Origin of the sequence: Fictibacillus nanhaiensis (genome assembly GCF_036213205.1) — a bacterium.
GTDB classification, from domain to species: domain Bacteria; phylum Bacillota; class Bacilli; order Bacillales; family Fictibacillaceae; genus Fictibacillus; species Fictibacillus nanhaiensis_E.
In genome coordinates, this window is sequence record NZ_JARMFC010000006.1 from 97,124 (window position 1) to 116,841 (window position 19,718).

Consider the following 19,718-nt stretch of genomic DNA (forward strand, 5'->3'; position numbering starts at 1 on the left):
TAGTCAAATTAAAAAAAGAGAGTGCCAAAAGACACCCTCCGTAAAACTGGTATTTTATTTAAAATAAAAATCTCATTTGATAATTAAATTTAATCCTGCATTTACCATAAACTTTGAGATATGAATTTGAGTAACCGCCTAATTCTAAAAACACATCATTATGTGCAGAGTAGCGGTCAAGTTTCAAACTAGATTCAATCTCATCATACTCGTTATTAATTTCTAATATTTCTCCATCAACTAAACCAGTAAACTTAAACTCTTTACCACCATTAGAGGTGTTAACAATCTTTATGTCACCGTTACCGATTTTCTCAATAGTTATCATTGGAAGAACAGGTAAGTCCCCTTTGTTTTCGAAAGTAAGATTACTACCTTCAGATGTATTTTCAGAGAAATCATAAGTCTGTGATTCAATAACGTTAGAATAATACCAAGGGGCATCACATCTCATTTGGACTTGGAGATAACCTTGTTGACATCCGTTGTGAATTAACTTTGAGTCACCTTCATACATACAATAAATAATACGTCTAGGAAGTTCATGAAATTGAAGTGGTACATAATGTGGGGTAGATAACCATCTAGCTACTTCACGAGCTTGTTCATCAGTAAACCCATGTTCAAAAGTAAGAGTAAGGGAGAAGGAGAAAGGCTCATACTCATGACCGAATAAATATGACTTTTCATTCCCTCTAATCTTTTGTTCATTTATTTTACGAGTAGGGAGGAAGTTATCTTCAAACAAACCATCCTCCACACTCGCTTGAATAACTCCCATTGTAGAGGACTCAATTCCATTCAATATGAATCCTGTGGAATGTTTCATCGTCTGATCACTCCTAATCCTCTAAGTTTATTTCCAATAGCACTATAAAGTGTTTCAGCACCTTTTTCTCCACCTTCAAGTCTTTCAATGTGGATACCACCTAGATTTACATCTCCTGCACCTGCTAATTGTGGGGTAATATTAGGTAATTTAAAGTTCTTAAACACATCAGCAAAACTACGAGTGATTTTAACTGCTTCAAGGAAATTGGAAGTGTCCGATTTGCTAAGTACAATTTCTTTGTCATGAAGCATTGCGAAACCTTGACTACTTCCCGTGTAACCACCAGTGTCGAATGATTGATAATCAGCCATAGCTTCAAGGAAGGGGATACCCCACCAAAGTTTAGAGTTACCATTCTTTCGAGCAGCTTCAATAATTACATCGGTTAAATCAAACATCTTATCTTTAACTGAAGCTGTGCCGATACCTTTAGAGATAACATCACGAATGTACTTAGAGAATAATACTTTCTCAGTATCATCTAAATTACCAAATAAAGAACCGTAAGAAGCGTTAGTATTCAATAAAGTTCCACCTGCAATAGCTTCATCTTTATAACCCTTAACTCGACCTGTTAATCCATCTTTAACTGCCTTATCCTTAACTCCAGGAAGTATCTGCGATTCAATAAATTTACTAGCCATCAGTCTCATGTCTGCTTCGGTAAGTTTCTCAGGTTTCCCACCAGTAGGGTTCTTACCACCAACCACATCGCCAAACTTAGCACCATCAATAGTTTCTAGAAGTTTTATAGCCTCTTGTAACTTATCAATTAGGTTGTTTGAAATTGCCTTACCAATCTCACCCATACTTCCTTGAATTGTTCCTACGAAACCATGTAATTGATCAGTCATACCGTTGATGTTTCCAGCAAGGATTTGTTCACGAATACTAGCCCAATACGTTTCATCATTGATTAAATCATCGTAGTACTGATTTATCTGTCTAAGTTTATCGTCTTGTAGACGCTCGAAGTTTTCTAATTCTTCCTCATTTTTTTCTTTCTCAGCATTGATGGATTCTTCTTTTGTTCTAAGCTCATCTTGTAAGTTTTGTTTTCTTAATTCAACTTCTCTGTCGTGAACAAATTCAGCCAAATCAATTTGTTGTTGTTTTAAATCTTCTTCAAGTTTGGCTTTTTTAGCTTGAGCTTCACGAGTGTCATCCATTCCAAGAATGTTAATTTGGTTTTGTGTTTTTTGAATTTCTTCTTGTCTCTTTGTTACTTCTTTGTTGTAATCGTCTTGAGATTCTTGTCTGTCAATGGATTCAAGTTTAGCATTGATAATATCTTGGTATTTCTCCAACTCATCATCAAGCATATCCATTTTATCTTCATGAGCTTCTTGGAATCTATCCAATTCATCTTCAATGGCTTTTGTATCCATGTCTCTTTTTTGCTCATAAAATTCTTTGTAGGCATCAATTATTTCATCTGCCATTTCCTTGTATACATCTTTTAAGCTGTCTTTTAAATCGAAAGAAGTGTCATCTATGTCATTTAATCTGTTTGTAAGCTCATTGATTTGTTCATTAATAAACTTTAAATCTTCTCCAGCTTTCTGCATTTGTGTACGTTTAGCTGCAAGTGCTTTGATAGCTTGTTGTATTTGAACTTTCTCACGTTCCGCTAATATTATTTGTTCTTGGTATGCTTCAATTTGTTTTCGACTACGTTTGGGATCATCCTCATCAATTCTGTCTGCTTGACGACCGATACTGCCTCTACGTTTAGATAATTTGTCCGTAGCTTCATTTAGTTTATTTGTAATACGTTCAATCTCAGATTGTCTAATTGCTTTTTGTATTTCGTCAATCTTATTGCGGATTTCATTCAGTGCGTTCAACTCAGCATAATATCTATCCATCAATAAATGCTTTTGTTCTTGTGTTAAGTTTTTGTTTTTCTCGGCAGCGTGTTGTGTACGCCATGTTAACTCATTTTGTGATTTACGTTGCCATTCCATAGTTCCTAATTGTTTTTGTAATTCATCGGTATATGCTTTAGATAGGGGATCAAGTTTAGCAAGTTTGATTTCATGTGCCTGCAATAATACATTAGCTCGTTCAATTTTATGTGACCATTCATCTAATTCAGCGTTTACCAATGCAAATCTGATTTCTTGTAACTGGTCTTCCATAGAATAGATATCTTGTAATAAACCATTGTAATCAGATCGAGCCTGGTCTACCGCTTGTGCCATTTCCGCTTTAGCATTTTCCGCATCGTAAGGGTTTTTTGTACTACCACCACTACTACTAGAAGTAGATACAGGAACCGAACCACCTTGACCAGCAAACTGCGCTAAAAATCCGTTCGCATATTTTTGACGATGGGGAATGTGTGTACCCTCAGAACGCTCAAATAGTTTGTCAAAAGCAGCAGCTATAGCAGAAGCACTTGCACCTTGATTGGCTTGTAAGTAGTTCATAGTTCGTTTTTCTGTACTGTTTAACTCTTTCCACAAGAAGTTTAATTGAGTTACTAAGTCATTAGAACTTGTACCCATAGAACCTGCGAAGTTATTTAGTGCAGTTTTACGACCGCCTAACCATTGAGCAATACCGAAAGCACCTGACGATCTGTTTAATGCGTTAGGATTCAAACCTGACTCTAATTGAAGATTCCCCATGATACCAGCAGCAACCGCATCTGAAAATCCTTTAGATTTAAAGAAGTTCCAAATAGTAGCTGAGTTACTTCCACCTTTTGCAAAAGAACTGCTACCAGTAGAAACCGCCGCTGAGGAAGAGGAGGATGTTATTGTTCCGCCTATGTCGATGAGTCCCGTAGGTTTAATTTTTCCAGATTTAATCTGCTGTCCAAGTGAATACGCTTGTTCGTTTGTAAGCTTCTTTTTCTTTTCAATTAACTCAATCTCTTTACGGAGTGATTTTTGATAATCATCTGACCATTTAGGGTAGTCATCTTGTATTTCTTTTAATTTTGCTAACTCAGTGTTGAGTTTTTCAATGGCAGTTTTGTATTTGTCTGTCACATATATCTGTCTCTTAACAGATTCAGTATTTTTGTCTTTTGACTTAGTATTCTTGTCAGTAGAGCCTGTGAAACTATCAGTGTAATCAATCATTTTACCTAAGTCGCCAATTACTCTGTCACGTTTGGGAATCTCAATTTGTAAATCAGCCTCAATGGTCTTTATCTTGTTGTACATGTTCATGATTCGTCCATTTGAAGCAATCGCACCACTCTCATTGAGGTTCATTTGAGCCTGTGCATATTCTTCAAGCATTTTGTTCAACGCTTGTAATTCTTGGTTCATAATTTGAACACGAGCATTAGCTTCAGAAGCAGCAGTAACTGTTCGAGCTTCTTCATATGTCATTTGACCATTTGACATTTTTTCAGTTGCTTGTAATAAAATATCATTTGCTCTGATTTCAGCAGAAACAGCTTCAAGACGAATCTCTGTTCCATCAACTAGAGCAGGGTATTGTTCAGCTAAATATTTTTGTGCATTAGCTAAATATTCTTCTTGTTCAGCAGTTTTATTTACTTGCCCTTCCAAGATGCTCATGGTGTTGATTAAAGTTCTTAGGCTGTCAATCTGGTCATTAGACATACCAATTCCAAGAATGCTATTTACATCTTCCATCATCTTTTTAGAATCAGATAATGAATTCTTAAAGTTGTCATATGATTTAGCTGCGTTATCTACTTCTTTAGCTTGATCTGAAATACCATCTTTCAAATCATTAACAATCATCAATACTTGAGATTGAGTAAATCCAGCTTCCGTTAGGTATCTGGTAAAGTAAGTTGTGTCTCCACCGAACTCTTTAGCTAAAGAAAGAAACCTTTCAAGTGCTTGAGTCTTCTCATCGGAAAGTCCCTCTACAAAACCTATAGAAACTTTTTCTGCACCTAGAGAACGAAGCTCATTCATAACTTTCTGTAAGTCTGCATACTTGTTAGCAACTTTATCTACTGTGTCGATATCTTTAATATTAGACTTTTCTTTGTCAATTTGAGATTGTATGTATTTTTGGTCTTCTTTAGTTAAATTTTCTGTGCTTTTTTCAAGCTCTCCATAATATTTAACTTTGTCTTGTGTTAGCTTAATTAGCTTTTCACGTTGAGTCTCGATTTCTCTTTCAAGCTCAAGCTCTTGTCTTCCACGAGCAATCGCTGACAATTCTGTTTCAGGCATTCCACCGACTATACTTAACTTAGAAGTGTCGGCTTTTTTGTATTTAAGACCGTCTAATTCTTTTTCGGCATCCTTAATTTTTTGTAGGGTTTTATCAATGTTGTCGTCCATTTTTGCATTCGATTCTTTTTTATAGCTTTCTGCCAATTTATCTGCAAATTTAATTTCTTGCTTTATGGCATCAACGTTACGGAGATGAGCATTTGACTTGGAGTCTATGTTTTTGGTCAAAATCGGCATCAATTCATTTAAACGGTTTTGAGTTTCAGTTAATTCCTTATCTTCCTCTGCATTTAAAGATGAGTTAGACTGTTTTGCTTTTAAAGATTCATATGATGATACAAGTTCATCAATTTCTTCTTTGTTGTTTGCATAAGATTTGGCAATTTTTTCGTTTTCTTGGGCAGTCTTTTTGGCTTCTTCTCTTTGTTTCATTAATCTTTCAGTAATTTTGGAAACGCCATAGCTAACTGCCATTATTCCTGCGATAGGTAACGCAATTCGTGATAAGAATACAGTTGCAGATTTTAGTGCTCCACCCATGAACAAAGCAGCCCCACCTGCTGCACGACTTGCCAAAGTTAAATTGTAGAGTGAAGTCTGATAAACTCTACTAGCACCTGATGCAATAAGCATCGAATCTCCCGTTCTAGCCAAAGAAGCTGAGAGCACCCCTTGTTGCATAATAGATGCTCTGGTGGTATTATTTAATGCTAAAAATGAACCAGTCCCAAGTGCCATTACAACAGGAAGTAAGCCAAATGTATCTACAACAACCTTGATTCCTTTTGCAAATAAATCTAATGAAGTGACTGCCATTCTAATAGCAGAAGAGTCAAAGGCAGATTGCCATAGACTTTCCCATGTTGCTTTTAATCTATTAATTGCAGCTTCATTTGAATCTAAGTATTTATTAAACTTTTCTTGAGTTATGCCAGCGGAATTAAGTGATTTCTCATATAAGCCAACGGAATCGCTGTATCCCTCCATTAAATTCAAGAAGCGTGCCTGTTGATACGTACCTGCAATAGTTGTTGAAAGGTAGGCTTGTTGTCTAGTATCTAAAGAATCCCATTTAGAACCAACTTCGTCCATCACTGTTCCGAAATTTCTAAACTGTCCGTTAGAATCAGTTAACGCAATACCAACAGCAGACAATGCCTTTGCTACATCATTTATCTTAGTTCCATCTTCTTCAGAAAAACCTTTTTCACGCATGTTTTGCACACGTGCTAAAATACTTTTTATTGATTGTCCGATAGTTTCTGCACCTTCACGAGTACGTGAGGAAACGACAGCTATCCAACTTGAAACTTTCTCAAATTCAATATCGAGTGCCCCAGCAGATCCACCAACCTTTTGGAAAGCTCGACCAATCTCATCAGCACCAGTGGCTGTAGCATCTCCTAGATAAGAAAATACATCCGAAGCCCTATCTGCTGAAACATTCATCGAGTTGGTAGTGGCTGTTAGAATTTCAGCAGCTTTAGCAAAGTCTAATGCTGAAATTTTTGCATACTGAGTAGTGGTATTTACTCTTTCCATAACTTTTTCTTGTGATAAACCTTGACGATAAAACTCAGTCGTTGCTTTTGCAATTTCTTGAGTTGTAACCCCCATAGTGTGGGCTAATTTATTATATTCTTCGGCTAAAAGAGCAACATCTGCTTGAGACTTACCAGTAACGATTGATATCTCAGTTAAAAGTTTATTCAAATCATTAATGTAAGTAATTCCAGAAGAAAAGAAATTCAAACTTTGGAAGAACATAGTTGAAGCAGCCATCCAGCGAAAATTATTAATCATTAAGCGTGCACCTTAATGACTCGCATTTGCGACTATATATTTCTATATAGATTAGACCATATCATGACGAAAAATCGCCCTCTCTGTTTCGACTTATCATTACGCACTTATAAGCCTACGATACTTCCTTTACGGTTTCTCTGGTCGTTGAACGTTTCTCTATTCGAGACTTCGCTGCTGATTGCCTAATTCGATTAATTTTCAAGCATTCACACTTAGGTATATTTCATCCTTATGTTGTAGCTTAATCGACTCTAAAGGTGTCCCAGCAATTAAAAGAGTTTTACTCCCACCTGAATTTAGTTAATGGGAAATTTAACCATAGCAGTTTGCATTGCTTCTCCAAATGACAGTACATGGGAGGAAGAACTTTTTACACTCGCCCCAATTTGTTTGAAGCCTAAATCAACTTCAGATTGCCAATGCCTCATATCCTTCATACTTTGGAAAGCACTTGGGTCTATAGACATCACACGATTTAAATTTGTTTGTAATCCCGTGGTATCTGCTGCATTACCGTATCTGCGAACCATATCTTGAACTTGTAGTTGTTTCTTTTTTTTGTATAAATCTAGTTCTCGTTCAATTTGTAGATTCATTTCTTGCTGTGCTTTGGTTTCTTTATGTGTTTGTTCAATGTTCTTATTTATGGCTCTGTCTTGCTCGATCGCTGAAGCCTTTTGAACCTTTTGTCTACTTTCAATTGTCTTTTGCAATGCTTTTTCCATTTGGAGAGAAGTATTGTCAACTTCTGAGCGATTGGTCATAATAAAGCCATCTTTAATTCCATGAATACCATTCAATTGAGCAAGTTGATATTTAAGACGTTCGACCAACCCATCGGCTTTACGAATCTCTACATTAAATTCCTTTAGGTCATTGGTTACTGGATCAAAGCTTTTATTAACCTTAATAGTTCCTAAATCTTTGAATTGTTTTTTAACTTCCTCGATTGAGGTTACAAATTTTTTAGTATCGGTTAAATCCTTTTCGTTAATTAACTTAATACTTGTTTCTTTTCCGAGCTGCTGCTGTAAGGAGTCTAAATTCTTTTTTACTTTTTCAAACTCTTTAATATCTAAGCCTACTTTTAAATCAAGCTTACCCGAAATTTTATCAAGCTGATCTTGCATTGATTTCTGTGATAAATTTTCATCGAGGACGGCTTTTATTAGTATATTTAGTTCATTACTCATCTCACCACCAACCTTTGCAAAAATAAAAACCGCCAACAACAAGAGTTAGCGGTTAAATCAATCTATACTTTTATTCAATTCTTCTTTTTCTTCTTGTTTAATATTCCACTCATTAAAATCATTGATATCCCTTTGTGTTATAGTATCATCGTTTTTATACTCATTAATTATGCCTTGATAAATAGGTTTAACAAAGAAGAAGAGGAGTAACAATCCTACAATTATAAAAAAGGAATAAGCTTTAATTTTAAGTAATGCTTTATCACCAATGTTCACAAAGAACACCTCTTTAGTTAAATTTTAGTAATTATAACATAAATTAACTAAAGAGGGAAGTGTGTATTTAGTGTGCTTAATTGTTACTTTTTCTCAGCTGGTATGAACACTCATAGCTACAGCAATGTGTTTTAGAATTATTATATTTGCTAATTAACTGAACTTTTTCTTTTCCGCAGTGTTCACAATTGAAAGAAATCCACTTATCGTATTGAGTCTTATCTCTTTTTTCAGTAAGAATATTGATAACATTTCTCATATCTTCTATATTGTAATCTTGATACGGTATTATATTGTTACCATTTAACTTCAGTTCATCAGACTTGTTTAAGTAATAATTAAAGCTGTGAAAGTTAGTTAAATTGCCGCTCAAGTTAATATACTCTATAATTAACTTTTCAATTAATAAAGGGTTGGAAAGTATATCTTGTTCCCACAAATATAGAATGTTAATATTTTGATTATTATTTAAAAATGAATTTTTAGCTTTATCACTCTTTATTCTATCTAATTGTCGTTGATAATTAATTTCTTTGTATTTCCTTGGATCTGCGTGCCAAAAAGTTCCCATTACTTCAATTGCTAAATTGTGATCTGGTATATAATTGTCAATAGAATAGTATTTAACTCCATACTCGTTTACAAATTTGATGTTAAGTAAATTTAAAATTTCGTTTACAATTACTTGACATCCTGTATCTGTATGATTGAATACTCCATCTTCTAACATCTTTACAGCTCTAATTCTGCTTTCTTCTTTCCATTCTTCCCTCTGCGACCAATCTTCTGCATACCATTTTTGAAAACATATTTTCGAGCAGAATTTTTCTTTACCGTTTTCTAACTCTTTAATTTTATAAGGGGAAATCTTACACTCTTTTTTACACATCTTACACTCCACGATTCTCTTTTCCAATGGTATATTATGATTATAGTTATTAGCTTTAACACCAATTAAATATTGAGATTGCCATACATTCTGACAACTGCTTGAACAAGTAACGCTTTTTTCAAATTCACTTCTTTTCACTTTATACGTTCCCTGACATATCAAACATGTTTTTTCAATTTTCTTATCCCTTATAATTCCATTGTATAATCCTACACAGCTATTACTACAAAATAATAATCCGCTTTTACTTTTTTTGATCTGTGAAGGAGTGGTTAAAAATGATTTTTCACATGTACCACATTTAACCTCAACTCTCTTTCTACTTCCTTCTCTTTTACACTTTTCAGAGCAATAATTCGCAGTGTCTTTGCGGTGAAATGGTACCGTATAATCTTTATTACAACTGTTACAAGATTTATAAACTGAATTGTAATTCGGATTATTTTCACCTTTACTATGTTCGCTTTTCCAAACAGATTGACATTTACGACTACAAAACAAATTTTTAGTTTCTCCATAAAGTAATTTATCATGTCTATGCTTACTAAAAAGTGTTTGTTCACCACAATTTTCACAAGGATGAAGCACTTTGGTCGAGGGGTTGTTTGGGTGTTTTTTCATATTTAAAGTTTTACAGCCAACTGAACAAAAATGCTTCTTGTATTTGAACGCTAATTTCGCTATACGAAAAAAGATGGTATTACACACGTCACAACTACATTTTATTTCAATTTTTGATCCTTTATTTAGTTCGTCAATGTTTACTTCAAACTCATCTCTTACAAAAGTGAATATATACCCATATTTCTCAAAATGTTTTCTGTTATTACTATGCCACTTAACCTTAACTTTTTGTCCCTCAACTATCATCTTCTTTTTCCCCTTTCACAATCTTAATCCCCCAAATTAAACTTGTAGGTGCGAGAGTGAAGGGGAATACACTCATTAATTAAAGGTAGCTACTCCTCTAACCGCACCCACAAAAGTTATCAACCTATTCATCTATCCAACTTACATTCTCAAAACTTACTCATCTTCACCAAAGTAAGCTTCCCAATCTATATTCCAGTTATGTACTTTCACGTTATGTAACTTTCCATTCAAATCTTCAAACTTTAATTCTACATTCACAATTCTCATGTCATTCAATTTATAGTTAGCTTCAAGTATTCCTAAGTCATTGGACTCGCTGCCAACCTTCGTACTTACATCCAAGTTGATTATCCCGTATACTTCATTAGGCATTTCAATCTCTCCCTTAAATGGAATTGTTTAACTATCTTTATATTACAATATGCACTAACACATAGTCAATATGTTAAATAAAATAATTTCTGATTTATATTGCCAAATGACTATTGATTATTGCATAATGTATTTAAAGGAGGGAGCAAATTGAATTACATTGTTAATCCAAGACTCTCATATATATTGAAAGAAAAAGGTATGACTCAGATGCAGTTATCCGAATTAACAGGAATTAATCAGGCTGTAATATCCAGGTTTGATCGCAATAGGCAACACATGGATTTACATTTAATCTTAATATCAAAAGCACTAAATGTTCCCATTGAAGACTTATTTATAATTAGGGAAATCGAAGATTGATCTTATCAATTAAAATCCCACTAATGGAAGCTTAATTCAAAAGAACACAAAGACCACTAAAAATAAATCTAGTGGTCTTCCTTATAACTTAAATTCTCAAAAGCATCTGCATATACATCAAACTGCATTGCTTCTTCACCTGAAATTGTACCTTCATAATTCAATATAATTTCACGTACAGTAGTTAACATATCTTTATTGGATTCGCTTTCATCAATGATCCAATCTTCTTGCATTAATGATGAGTATTCCCTGTTGTAAGAATCTACATTGTCCATATTAGTTACTTTAATTTGAACTGTACCTTCATCGTTAGGTATAGTAACCAGTTTTCCATTTTCATCTTTATCTCCGTATTTCTCAATCAGTTCTTGTTTGTATTCATGTAACTCCTGTAAATGTGCTCGTGCTTGTTTTACCAACTTAGAACGTAAGCGAGACTGACGGAAGGGGAGTTCAAGAGAAAGCAAAAAGTCTGCAAACGGCTGAACTAAATGATTTGGAATACGCATAAAATTCCTCCTTGTAATCCTTTAAGGGTATAATTTGTTTATTTGAAAATTTGATTCTTTTCTTCTTCAAAGTCACGAAGATCATAGTGAGCGATAGTAGTTGCTACATTTTCGTGGTGGGCTACGAATTTAGAAACAAGTTCTAATGGAACTCCACTCTCAAGTAAGTAGGTAATACATGAAGCTTTAAATAAATGTGGATTAATTCTACGTCCAAGAATGTCACTTAACACTTCAGAACAGAAATAGTCTGCCCATGATTTAGACATCATTTTACCTTCTGTGCCGTACTTAGTAGAGAATATGTAATCGCAATCATATCCACGTTTTTCTACCCATAATTTCATATATTTTATTGCTTCACGATTGACCATATACGGCTCAATTTTCCCGTCTTCTCCAGATCCCTTTAATCTTACATTGTGGGAATACATAAATGATGCATCTTCAGGAAAATCATAAGATAAAATTTCAGTTTTAAATTGAATTATCTCACTACGTCTTGCTCCTACATTAAAAGCAGTAGATAGCCACGCCATTCCCAACCAATTCTCATCACCTTCAAGAACCTTCATCATTTCTTGATATTCATCGTATGTAACTTTGACTTTCTCATACACTTTGTTCTTTGGGATAGCAGGGAGTCCACGAGTAAAGTTTCTAAACAACTTATAGTTTTCATCATCTTCGGCAACAACATTTTCTATGTAATTACACAATGAAGAAACACATGCTTTTTTAAAGCTTTGAGCAGAAGATGATTGTTTTCGATTGTCACGTAAATAACTCATAAAACGGATGAAATCACGCTTAGTTACTTTATAAAAAGGTTTGTTGTTCATAGATGTTTTGAGATACCATCCGAACTGTTTAAGTCCGCTTAGATATTGTTTCTTAGTTTCAGGCGAGTGATTTTGTACTGAAACATATTCTTCAACTAATGTTCTAAAGTCTTCATTTACTTCTTGCCACATTTGCTCTGTTACTTCTGGAAGTGGTATAGCTCTTTCACGCAACATGTTTTTATTAATGTTACTCATTTATCCACCAACTTATTATATAATTTACTTTACTTCTATTCCTTGTTTTTTTAAACCCTTTATTAAAGCATCTTTTGCCAACCCATTAGCCAATTCTTTCGCTACTTCTTCATGAAACGGTCTTGCTCCTATGCGTTCATCTAAACCATCGTAAGAATAACCTTTTCCATACTCGATGATTGAAGCGATATCTCGACCATCTTCTTCACGTGTTGATCTAACACTCAATGTATTGTCGTTTTCCATATGAGTATCTATGTTTCTATCTTGCAGTAAACCACCCGTTCTATCGTATGTCTGAGGGGTATAAGCTTCATAAACGTCATCAACAATGTGTTCTTTAAGTGAGTTCCTCGCTGTTTTAGAAACTTCAGTTTCCAATGCTTGACGTATTTTTTTATTGATTAAAGCTTCAAGCTCTTTCATATTTTTAGCTGCCATTATTCAACAACTCCAATTTACATTTCAGGTACTTGTTTGTCTTTACCAAACTTTTCAAGGACATCTTTATTTTCTAATTCTAAGTTCTGCACATGCTTTTGGAATTTGTGTTCTAAATTGTTCATGAAGGAATACGCAGCAGTTAACTTAGATGCTTTTTCCCATACCTTATTGATTTCTTCTGTTAAGAAACCGTTGTCAATTAATTCTTGAAAATAGATTGTGTCAATAATTGCATTAAATTGATCTAGTATTTTTGAGGAGTCGTCAGTGATTGACTTTTTGAGGTCTGTAAAGTGTTTGATTACGAGAAAATGAAGGAAATACACTTGGAATTTTTGTTTTTTAGTTTCAGTCATTTCACTCATATGATCCTCGAAAGTATTCATGTGTTGACCATATTCCTCAAGCATATCTTCAATTGCAGAAGGTTTAAATCGAATATTTATGTTTAAAGTTTCACCATTGGAAAATTCAAATAGATGCGTTTCAGAAAAGCTTTTTGTTTCTTTATTAATCTTAGCAAGTGTAAGAGTTGATTTAGGTTTTAATTGTTTCTTTGTCATTAATAATTCCTCCTTAGATTCCTTTATAAGAGTAAAAAAAATAAGGCTCAATCATCTGTGCATAATGATCGAACCTTATTATAGAAAGTATTGTTTCAACTTCCTGCACATCGGAGTTGATACTGAGTTAAATTGCTTGGGAGTTGAGTTGTTCATATTTATCTAGAATTTGTTTAGCTAGTTCTTGTTGGTCAGGCGTTACAACATTCATAATATTAATTCCCTTATTTAACTTGATATTTTGAAGATAAGCAACATCTTCATTATGGATGAAATGATTATTCTTCAAATATTTAATATAGAAATTTAACTTTACTGGAATTAAACTTTGGCTTCCCGTCAACTTTCTTAATGAACTTGCTAAACCTTGAAGTCCTAACTCTTTTAATACTTTTTTGTTAATCGGTAATTGCCTATCACTTACTATTTCAAACAATTTACTAAAAATTAATTCTTCATTCCATTCATATGATCTAGCCACAAGTTTTTTATTGAATTTTTTAGCAAAAGCCAAATAAGTCTTATGTCTTCTTCTTATTTCAATGGAAAAGTGGTTCAATCCTAATTCACTTAATATTAATTGAGTTGGGAGGTAGTCTTCATCCTCACTGTATTTCATAATTTCATTTAAAATTCCTTCATCTGTTAATTGAGATGGAGTTACTAAAAATTCGTTTTCTATAATTTTAAAATTGTATCCTTTTAAAACACTCAACGAATTGATCAAATAATTTTGTATGCCATCAAGATTTTTATGATACATATCGCTGTAGTTAAGAGATATTAAGTTTAAATTATATTTTTGGTAAAGTTTTAATTTTCGCTGCTTAATTTCTCCATATCGTTTACCTATTCCACTAACATCATTTTCTCTGAATCCCCAAAGTTCAACGTGAAATACTTTTCCATCGACACTTTCAATACAAAAATCAGACCTATAGTATCCTTCATTTTTAGGAAAAGGTCTTTGTTCACGTTTATATGGGATCTCGTTATGAATTAAATATTGGGCAACAAGATATTCCAATCGTGAACCATTTAGAAAGCCGTTATCATCCACTAAATCTTTGTCGTCTAAATAATTTAACTTTCGTTTTAATTCGTATATTCCGCCATGATAATCAATATCTCTCTGCTGAATTCCTAGTTCTTTAATGATTTCTTTTTTATGCGGAAATCTTTTGTAAGTATTTATAAAACTATTTATTTCCGTTTTAACATTTTCAAAGTTTTTATAATGATTATTAAAATTGACTGAACAAACCTCATTCCAGTTGATGTTCATTTCACTCAAAAGTTTATTAACTGAACCGTCATATTTCCATATGGCATCATATAGAGTTCTGTCTTTTTCTGCAAGATGGTCAATTGTACCATTATTGTCAATAAACAGTCTAAGTTCATTTTGTCTATTTTGTTTAAAATTCCAGTATCCTTTATCTTCCTTCGTTAACAATCCAAGATTTTGTTTTATTATATTTAGTTCGGTAGTTTTAGCTTGTGTGCATTTTTTACAAGCGTCCTTATTAAGTAGTTCAGACTTTCTATCGTTGTATTCATTATAAGACCTTGGAATTTTTTTATTGCAATAATCACATTCTAATTCTATCTTTATGTTGCTTTTAGGAAACAAATCTTCAACTTTCACAATAAATTTCTCTCGGAATTTTGTAAACTTATATCCAAGAGTTTCATAATGTTTTCTTGTAGTTGGATTCCAACTAGTTTCAACTTCTTTTGTCAATAACATAACTAACACCATCCCTAGTGTATAATTTACCCTTTTAAATTAAATTGGAAGAGAGGTGGGATAGACCCCTCTTATCGGTTTGGCTCATGACTTCCTAACCTATCCAATTTCATCTTACTTGAATAATTCACTTAAGTCAATCATTTACATTGAAAAATTTTACTTTAATGGTAATAATTTTACTGAATGTATATCTTCTAAATCTCCAAAATAGCGGACTAATATTTTCCCGTGAGAAAGATTCTCTTTATCATCTTTTGACAGAGATTCATCAAAATATGCTCGAACTCTCCAGCCACCAATGTTTACAATTACAGCATCATGTTCGACATCATCAATTTGAAGTTCGATTTCTTTGGAAGTCTTCACTTCAGTTTTTTTCTCAACTTGAATATCTAGAGACTTACTATATTTATTTTGCTTCATTTATTTCACCTCTTTAAAAGGGGAGAGGCTAGGGTTTAATCTCTAACCTCATAATTATTAAATAATTTACTAATTAAACGATATCGCTATCACTATATACTACTAGTTCCCACATGTCATCTGAAGTTGAAGCTTTCAAGATTTCCATGTTCATGTCAAGTACCGCAGGATCTCCATCCGCACTAACGTTTCTTCATACAGGCTCGCTAAACCTATACCGCTATTTCTAGCTGCTTTATGTTTCCATAAAGACGAGACTATATCAAAATCTTCAGCATTACCTGTTTAGATTTCACCCATTTCCACTACCCATCGCTTGTAGTGTACGGCTTACGCCTAGTCGTTGCACCTTCCGATTTCTCGGCTTGGCTCAAGATTGTCCACAGCATAATCTGTTTGGAGTTTCCTTGAATTAAGGTGATTTCGATATGATATTTCTATCATAAAGCCCAAAGTTTTAGGAAAGGTTGAAGTTGTCCTCGAACTTAGCATTTGGAATACGAAGTTGACCGAAATATTGAGCTTTAGTAAACTCGTCAGTTACTAATACATCAAGAACTACACGGAATGATTTTCCGAAAGATGTACTCGTTACTTTAATTGTTTTAGCATCAATTGCTGTATTCACTTGATAGTAAACACGGAATTGAGTTCCATTAGCTACGCCAGAATGTACAGTTAGTTCTTTACCAACAATTGAATATTCTTTAGCATTTGTTGCAGGAGTACCAAGAGTAAACTCTTCTCCATTTGTTCCATCTGCATTCAACTTAAATACAGATACTAAAGCACCTTGAGGAGTTTTACTAAGAGTGATTTTGCTTGATGTAACAATTCCAACTTCGTTACGATCAACTTTTTTCACGCCTTCTACAAGGTTGTTACCAGTTAACATTGCGATTGCTTTGTTATCAAAACATTTTGTTATCCTAGAGGTTTTTTATCCTCTAGTTCTAACAGTTCAATTCCTGCTAGTTCAGCATACGTTTTCACCTTCAACTTAACTTGCTAAGGTGTTGCGGACTCGTGGAAGGATTATATCTTTTCACCTTCTATGCGTTGCCCCTGACTAATCTAAGACTAGCCTTCGGTTCAGGTTGGCATCTCAGCGTCCCTGCTTAATTCCGCAATGACTATCTAAAGTATTTCTACTTTAGGCGACCTTTGATAAGTTGATCGCATCTTGAAGTGTAATTTTTGCTTCACGGTTAGTAGAGAAACCTACTAACTTAGAGTTTCCTCGTCCCAAATCATGTTATCCATAAGGCTTTTTATCCCTATGTTCTATACTTTCATTTCAGTATAGTTCAGCATACCTTTTCATCCTATTAATAGGATGGTGCGGACTCGTGGGAGAATTATATTCTACTACCGTAGGTTCATCTCCTATGCGTTGCGTGTGACTACAATATTATTTGCAGCCTTCCACTCGGATTCCCATCTCAGAGTTCCCGATTTCTTCCGCACTCATAATCCTAATTGTTACCAAATAGGACGGCTAACGAGTTAACCACGAGCGTATACAGTTTCTCCAGTAGTTTCTACTCCTGAAGTTTTTAAAGTACGAAGTGTTACAATTGCTTTACCAGAAGTGAGGTCGAAAAATGAAGCTTCCCCACATTCCTTGATCGCCCAACGATTAGGTGTTGCCATTGATATATCATCCTTTCAGAATGTTGTTTAATTTATTTTGATAATATTTGCCCAATTGATTTTGGACAAATCAATATCCTTACCATTGATAGTTCCTGCATAAATGCCACGCATTACATTGTCATAATTCTCAATGCTTTGCGTTCTAGAAAAACCATCATAAATTTGATAAATAGTTAAATCCCAAATTGAGTTAATATTTATCGAATGAGACTTCCACGCTAACCCAGACACTAAGCTATGTAAGTTAATAGACTCTTTCTTCTTAGGTGCTTCAGCTTTAATCTTTTTTAACTTTTCAATAAATTTACGTGCCATTTCATTTCCTGGGTTGTACGCTTCTTCCTCTTTCTTTTCTTGAAGATTATTTATCTTCTTTAATAGTTTCTGCATGGTTTCAAGTCTTTCAGCACTCAAAACTCGTTCCTCGTCAATTTCACCCAAATAAAAAAAAGCATAATTCTCATTAAAGAAGAAATTAGCTTTCTCATTAAAGAACAACTCCAAACCCTTGATGAACATTTCTCTAAAATTAATATCTTGATAACTTACAGCTATCAACATTTCATAATTAGATGCATCTTGGTCTTGTAATTGTTCAATATTCGTTTTGTCGAAAAGAAGAACGGATAAATGTTGATTATAAACGCTCTCATCCATATTCACTATTTCTTTGAGGGGCAATTGTCTCAACTGTCCAAGTCCATCAATACTGATAGGTAATCCTGCCAAAAGTTTCAACTGAATATCAGATTCCACCATAACTCATCACCTAATAATTCTCACTAGCAAACTCATAAACTAAGCGATAGCCTTGATAATCTTTTGGAGCATTGATAGGTTGACCACCTTTAAATAGTACCTGACCTAATCCTGCTATTCTTTGACCAAAAACTAATTCATTTACTCGTTCACATATCCACTCATTTCTTAAATCCATATTCTGAAAATCAGAATGGGTAAGAACATCAAAGTTGAATTGTTGATTAGCAAATAGAAAGTTCTTATCGGTCGGTCTTCTTACGCCAGGATAGATAAACAACCTACACATAGCTTTCTTTTCTAAATCGGATATCTTAGGGGCAGTCATAATATGAGCATCTATAATGTCCCATTTTTCATCCTCATCCTTAGATAAAATATCATTTTTACTCGGATCTAGAGGATCGTCTAGTCTGTTCTTAGGCTTATAATGGAGTAGTCTTAAAATGATCTCATCATTGTAAAAACGATTGGAAATATCTAATGTGTACTTTTTAAACTTAGTTGCTTCACTCATCAGAAACCTCCCTTTCACAATGTAAAATCATCAAACCTACACCTTCAACCGACTGACTTCTATCTATACCTACAATTTGATATTGTTCACCATACATCTCAAATTCCTTATTTTCAGCAATCGCATCATTCACTGTGTATGGAATGGTAACAAGTATCTTTCCATTTGGTAACTGAATAGATTGACTGTCGTTAGGGAGATAAATAGTTGATTCAACAATACAAGGTAGTAGGGTAGGGGGCGATATTACGGTTTCATAGACTGGTCTTCCTGTTCTTGGATCATTACCGATTTTAGTTTTAACTTCTGTACCACCAGGTAAAGGAAACTTTGAGTTGCAGAGTCTTATGGATGCTTTACGATAAATCTTGTTATCATCAGGTTTACTGATAATAATCCAATAGTCATCATTAACTAAAAGAGTTTTTCCTCTTTCAATATCTGCAATCTGACCAATAACGTGCTTAGTAGTTCCTTGTTTATCAGAAAAGCTATTGTAGATTAAGACTTTTTTATCAGTGCCATCCATTTGAACGGTATAGCCCTCAAAACCATCTAAACCATATTCAAAAATCAACTTCCCATCATGAGCAATCTTGTCATTAATTGAGACATTGTGATAATTACTATAATCCTTCATCTTCATCACCAACTACTATTAAAGTTGATAATTTAGAGATGTCAGCACTCATAGTAAGCACCAAGTCTCTAATCTCAATAAGCTCATCATCAGACATTAACTTTTTACCCAAATAGTTCTCAAGCTTGTAAAGTAAGGAATTATTTCTTTTTCCAAGTCTTTTGCAGTAGCTTTCCAAAGATTCATAAGAATTTTGGTCGTGAGAATCAGATACTTTTACTAACAGTTGACTCATAGATAATCCTCCTCCGAATTCATGATAATTCGATCAATCATCTTTTGTTCTTCATAAATAGAGGATTCTATAGACTTCAACTGACTTGAAAAGTTTTTAACCCCTACATCTTTCATAAATGGCTGGAATAGGCTTTGAAAGTAAGTTTTTTGATTCACAAGAAAGAAATATCTAATATAGTGCGAAAGGATAAGTAAGTGATCATTTGTCATTACTCTATCTACTGTTTCAGCCTGATCATCCCATTTCATTTCTTCACGTAAACGATTATTGAAGTGTCTTATAGCGTTATGAATAGCTTCATATATCTTTTCGGGAAGTTGCGGAATATCAATATCAGATGCCTTACAGTTATTGAGAAATGACTCCCAAATTTCATCATAAGAAGTCATTT

20 protein-coding genes are annotated in these 19,718 nt (G+C 33.9%); 1 reads left to right on the forward strand and 19 read right to left on the reverse strand.

Annotation, left to right across the window (positions count from 1 at the left end):
* Nucleotides 1-58: 58 nt before the first annotated feature.
* The 6 genes from P4V41_RS07085 to P4V41_RS07110 all read right to left on the reverse strand — a co-directional run bounded on the left by P4V41_RS07085 (nt 59) and on the right by P4V41_RS07110 (nt 10,419).
* Nucleotides 59-829 (reverse strand): phage tail domain-containing protein, encoded by a 771-nt coding sequence (locus tag P4V41_RS07085; protein WP_328084153.1) that lies wholly within the window; start codon nt 827-829, stop codon nt 59-61.
* On the reverse strand, nt 826-6,810 hold the full coding sequence (locus P4V41_RS07090) for a phage tail tape measure protein (protein WP_328084154.1): 5,985 nt from the start codon (nt 6,808-6,810) through the stop codon (nt 826-828). Before P4V41_RS07090 ends, P4V41_RS07085 begins: the two co-directional genes overlap by 4 nt.
* A gap of 299 nt (nt 6,811-7,109) precedes the next feature.
* On the reverse strand, nt 7,110-8,006 hold the full coding sequence (locus P4V41_RS07095; RefSeq protein ID WP_328084155.1) for a hypothetical protein: 897 nt from the start codon (nt 8,004-8,006) through the stop codon (nt 7,110-7,112).
* Between the two features lie 57 nt (nt 8,007-8,063).
* Entirely contained in the window at nt 8,064-8,282 is a 219-nt protein-coding gene (locus P4V41_RS07100) for a hypothetical protein (RefSeq protein ID WP_328084157.1), read from the reverse strand.
* A gap of 76 nt (nt 8,283-8,358) precedes the next feature.
* Complete coding sequence (locus tag P4V41_RS07105; protein WP_328084158.1) at nt 8,359-10,044, reverse strand: hypothetical protein; 1,686 nt, start codon at nt 10,042-10,044, stop codon at nt 8,359-8,361.
* Between the two features lie 156 nt (nt 10,045-10,200).
* Nucleotides 10,201-10,419: a hypothetical protein gene (locus P4V41_RS07110; RefSeq protein WP_328084159.1), complete on the reverse strand. Its 219-nt coding sequence runs from the start codon at nt 10,417-10,419 to the stop codon at nt 10,201-10,203.
* Between the two features lie 150 nt (nt 10,420-10,569).
* On the opposite strand from P4V41_RS07110, the gene P4V41_RS07115 reads away from it, so the two are divergent.
* Nucleotides 10,570-10,782, forward strand: coding sequence for a helix-turn-helix transcriptional regulator (locus tag P4V41_RS07115; RefSeq protein WP_328084161.1), 213 nt, complete (start codon nt 10,570-10,572; stop codon nt 10,780-10,782).
* A gap of 68 nt (nt 10,783-10,850) precedes the next feature.
* On the opposite strand, the gene P4V41_RS07120 is transcribed toward P4V41_RS07115, so the two are convergent.
* The 13 genes from P4V41_RS07120 to P4V41_RS07180 form a co-directional block, all read right to left on the reverse strand.
* A complete protein-coding gene (locus P4V41_RS07120) occupies nt 10,851-11,294 on the reverse strand; it encodes a hypothetical protein (protein WP_328084162.1) in 444 nt (147 codons plus the stop codon).
* A 38-nt stretch (nt 11,295-11,332) separates the two neighbouring features.
* The gene (locus tag P4V41_RS07125) at nt 11,333-12,334 is read right to left on the reverse strand and encodes a site-specific integrase (RefSeq protein ID WP_328084163.1); all 1,002 of its coding nucleotides are present in this window, start codon (nt 12,332-12,334) and stop codon (nt 11,333-11,335) included.
* 24 nt (nt 12,335-12,358) lie between these two features.
* Nucleotides 12,359-12,775 (reverse strand): hypothetical protein, encoded by a 417-nt coding sequence (locus P4V41_RS07130; protein WP_328084164.1) that lies wholly within the window; start codon nt 12,773-12,775, stop codon nt 12,359-12,361.
* A gap of 17 nt (nt 12,776-12,792) precedes the next feature.
* Nucleotides 12,793-13,341: a hypothetical protein gene (locus P4V41_RS07135; protein WP_328084165.1), complete on the reverse strand. Its 549-nt coding sequence runs from the start codon at nt 13,339-13,341 to the stop codon at nt 12,793-12,795.
* Between the two features lie 127 nt (nt 13,342-13,468).
* On the reverse strand, nt 13,469-15,091 hold the full coding sequence (locus P4V41_RS07140) for a hypothetical protein (protein WP_328084166.1): 1,623 nt from the start codon (nt 15,089-15,091) through the stop codon (nt 13,469-13,471).
* Nucleotides 15,092-15,250: 159 nt separating this feature from the next.
* Entirely contained in the window at nt 15,251-15,517 is a 267-nt protein-coding gene (locus P4V41_RS07145; RefSeq protein ID WP_328084167.1) for a hypothetical protein, read from the reverse strand.
* Nucleotides 15,518-15,974: 457 nt separating this feature from the next.
* The gene (locus P4V41_RS07150) at nt 15,975-16,412 is read right to left on the reverse strand and encodes a hypothetical protein (RefSeq protein ID WP_328084168.1); all 438 of its coding nucleotides are present in this window, start codon (nt 16,410-16,412) and stop codon (nt 15,975-15,977) included.
* Between the two features lie 611 nt (nt 16,413-17,023).
* Complete coding sequence (locus tag P4V41_RS07155; protein ID WP_328084169.1) at nt 17,024-17,170, reverse strand: hypothetical protein; 147 nt, start codon at nt 17,168-17,170, stop codon at nt 17,024-17,026.
* A 27-nt stretch (nt 17,171-17,197) separates the two neighbouring features.
* Nucleotides 17,198-17,932, reverse strand: a complete 735-nt coding sequence (locus P4V41_RS07160) for a hypothetical protein (RefSeq protein WP_328084170.1) — start codon at nt 17,930-17,932, stop codon at nt 17,198-17,200.
* 10 nt (nt 17,933-17,942) lie between these two features.
* Nucleotides 17,943-18,449, reverse strand: a complete 507-nt coding sequence (locus tag P4V41_RS07165; RefSeq protein ID WP_328084171.1) for a hypothetical protein — start codon at nt 18,447-18,449, stop codon at nt 17,943-17,945.
* Nucleotides 18,442-19,089 carry a hypothetical protein gene (locus P4V41_RS07170; protein WP_328084172.1) on the reverse strand — a complete coding sequence of 216 codons (648 nt, stop codon included), beginning with the start codon at nt 19,087-19,089 and terminating at the stop codon, nt 18,442-18,444. Before P4V41_RS07170 ends, P4V41_RS07165 begins: the two co-directional genes overlap by 8 nt.
* Nucleotides 19,076-19,324, reverse strand: a complete 249-nt coding sequence (locus P4V41_RS07175; protein WP_328084173.1) for a hypothetical protein — start codon at nt 19,322-19,324, stop codon at nt 19,076-19,078. The genes P4V41_RS07170 and P4V41_RS07175 overlap by 14 nt, the downstream gene beginning before the upstream one ends.
* Entirely contained in the window at nt 19,321-19,716 is a 396-nt protein-coding gene (locus tag P4V41_RS07180) for a hypothetical protein (RefSeq protein WP_328084174.1), read from the reverse strand. The genes P4V41_RS07175 and P4V41_RS07180 overlap by 4 nt, the downstream gene beginning before the upstream one ends.
* Between the last annotated feature and the right edge of the window lie 2 nt (nt 19,717-19,718).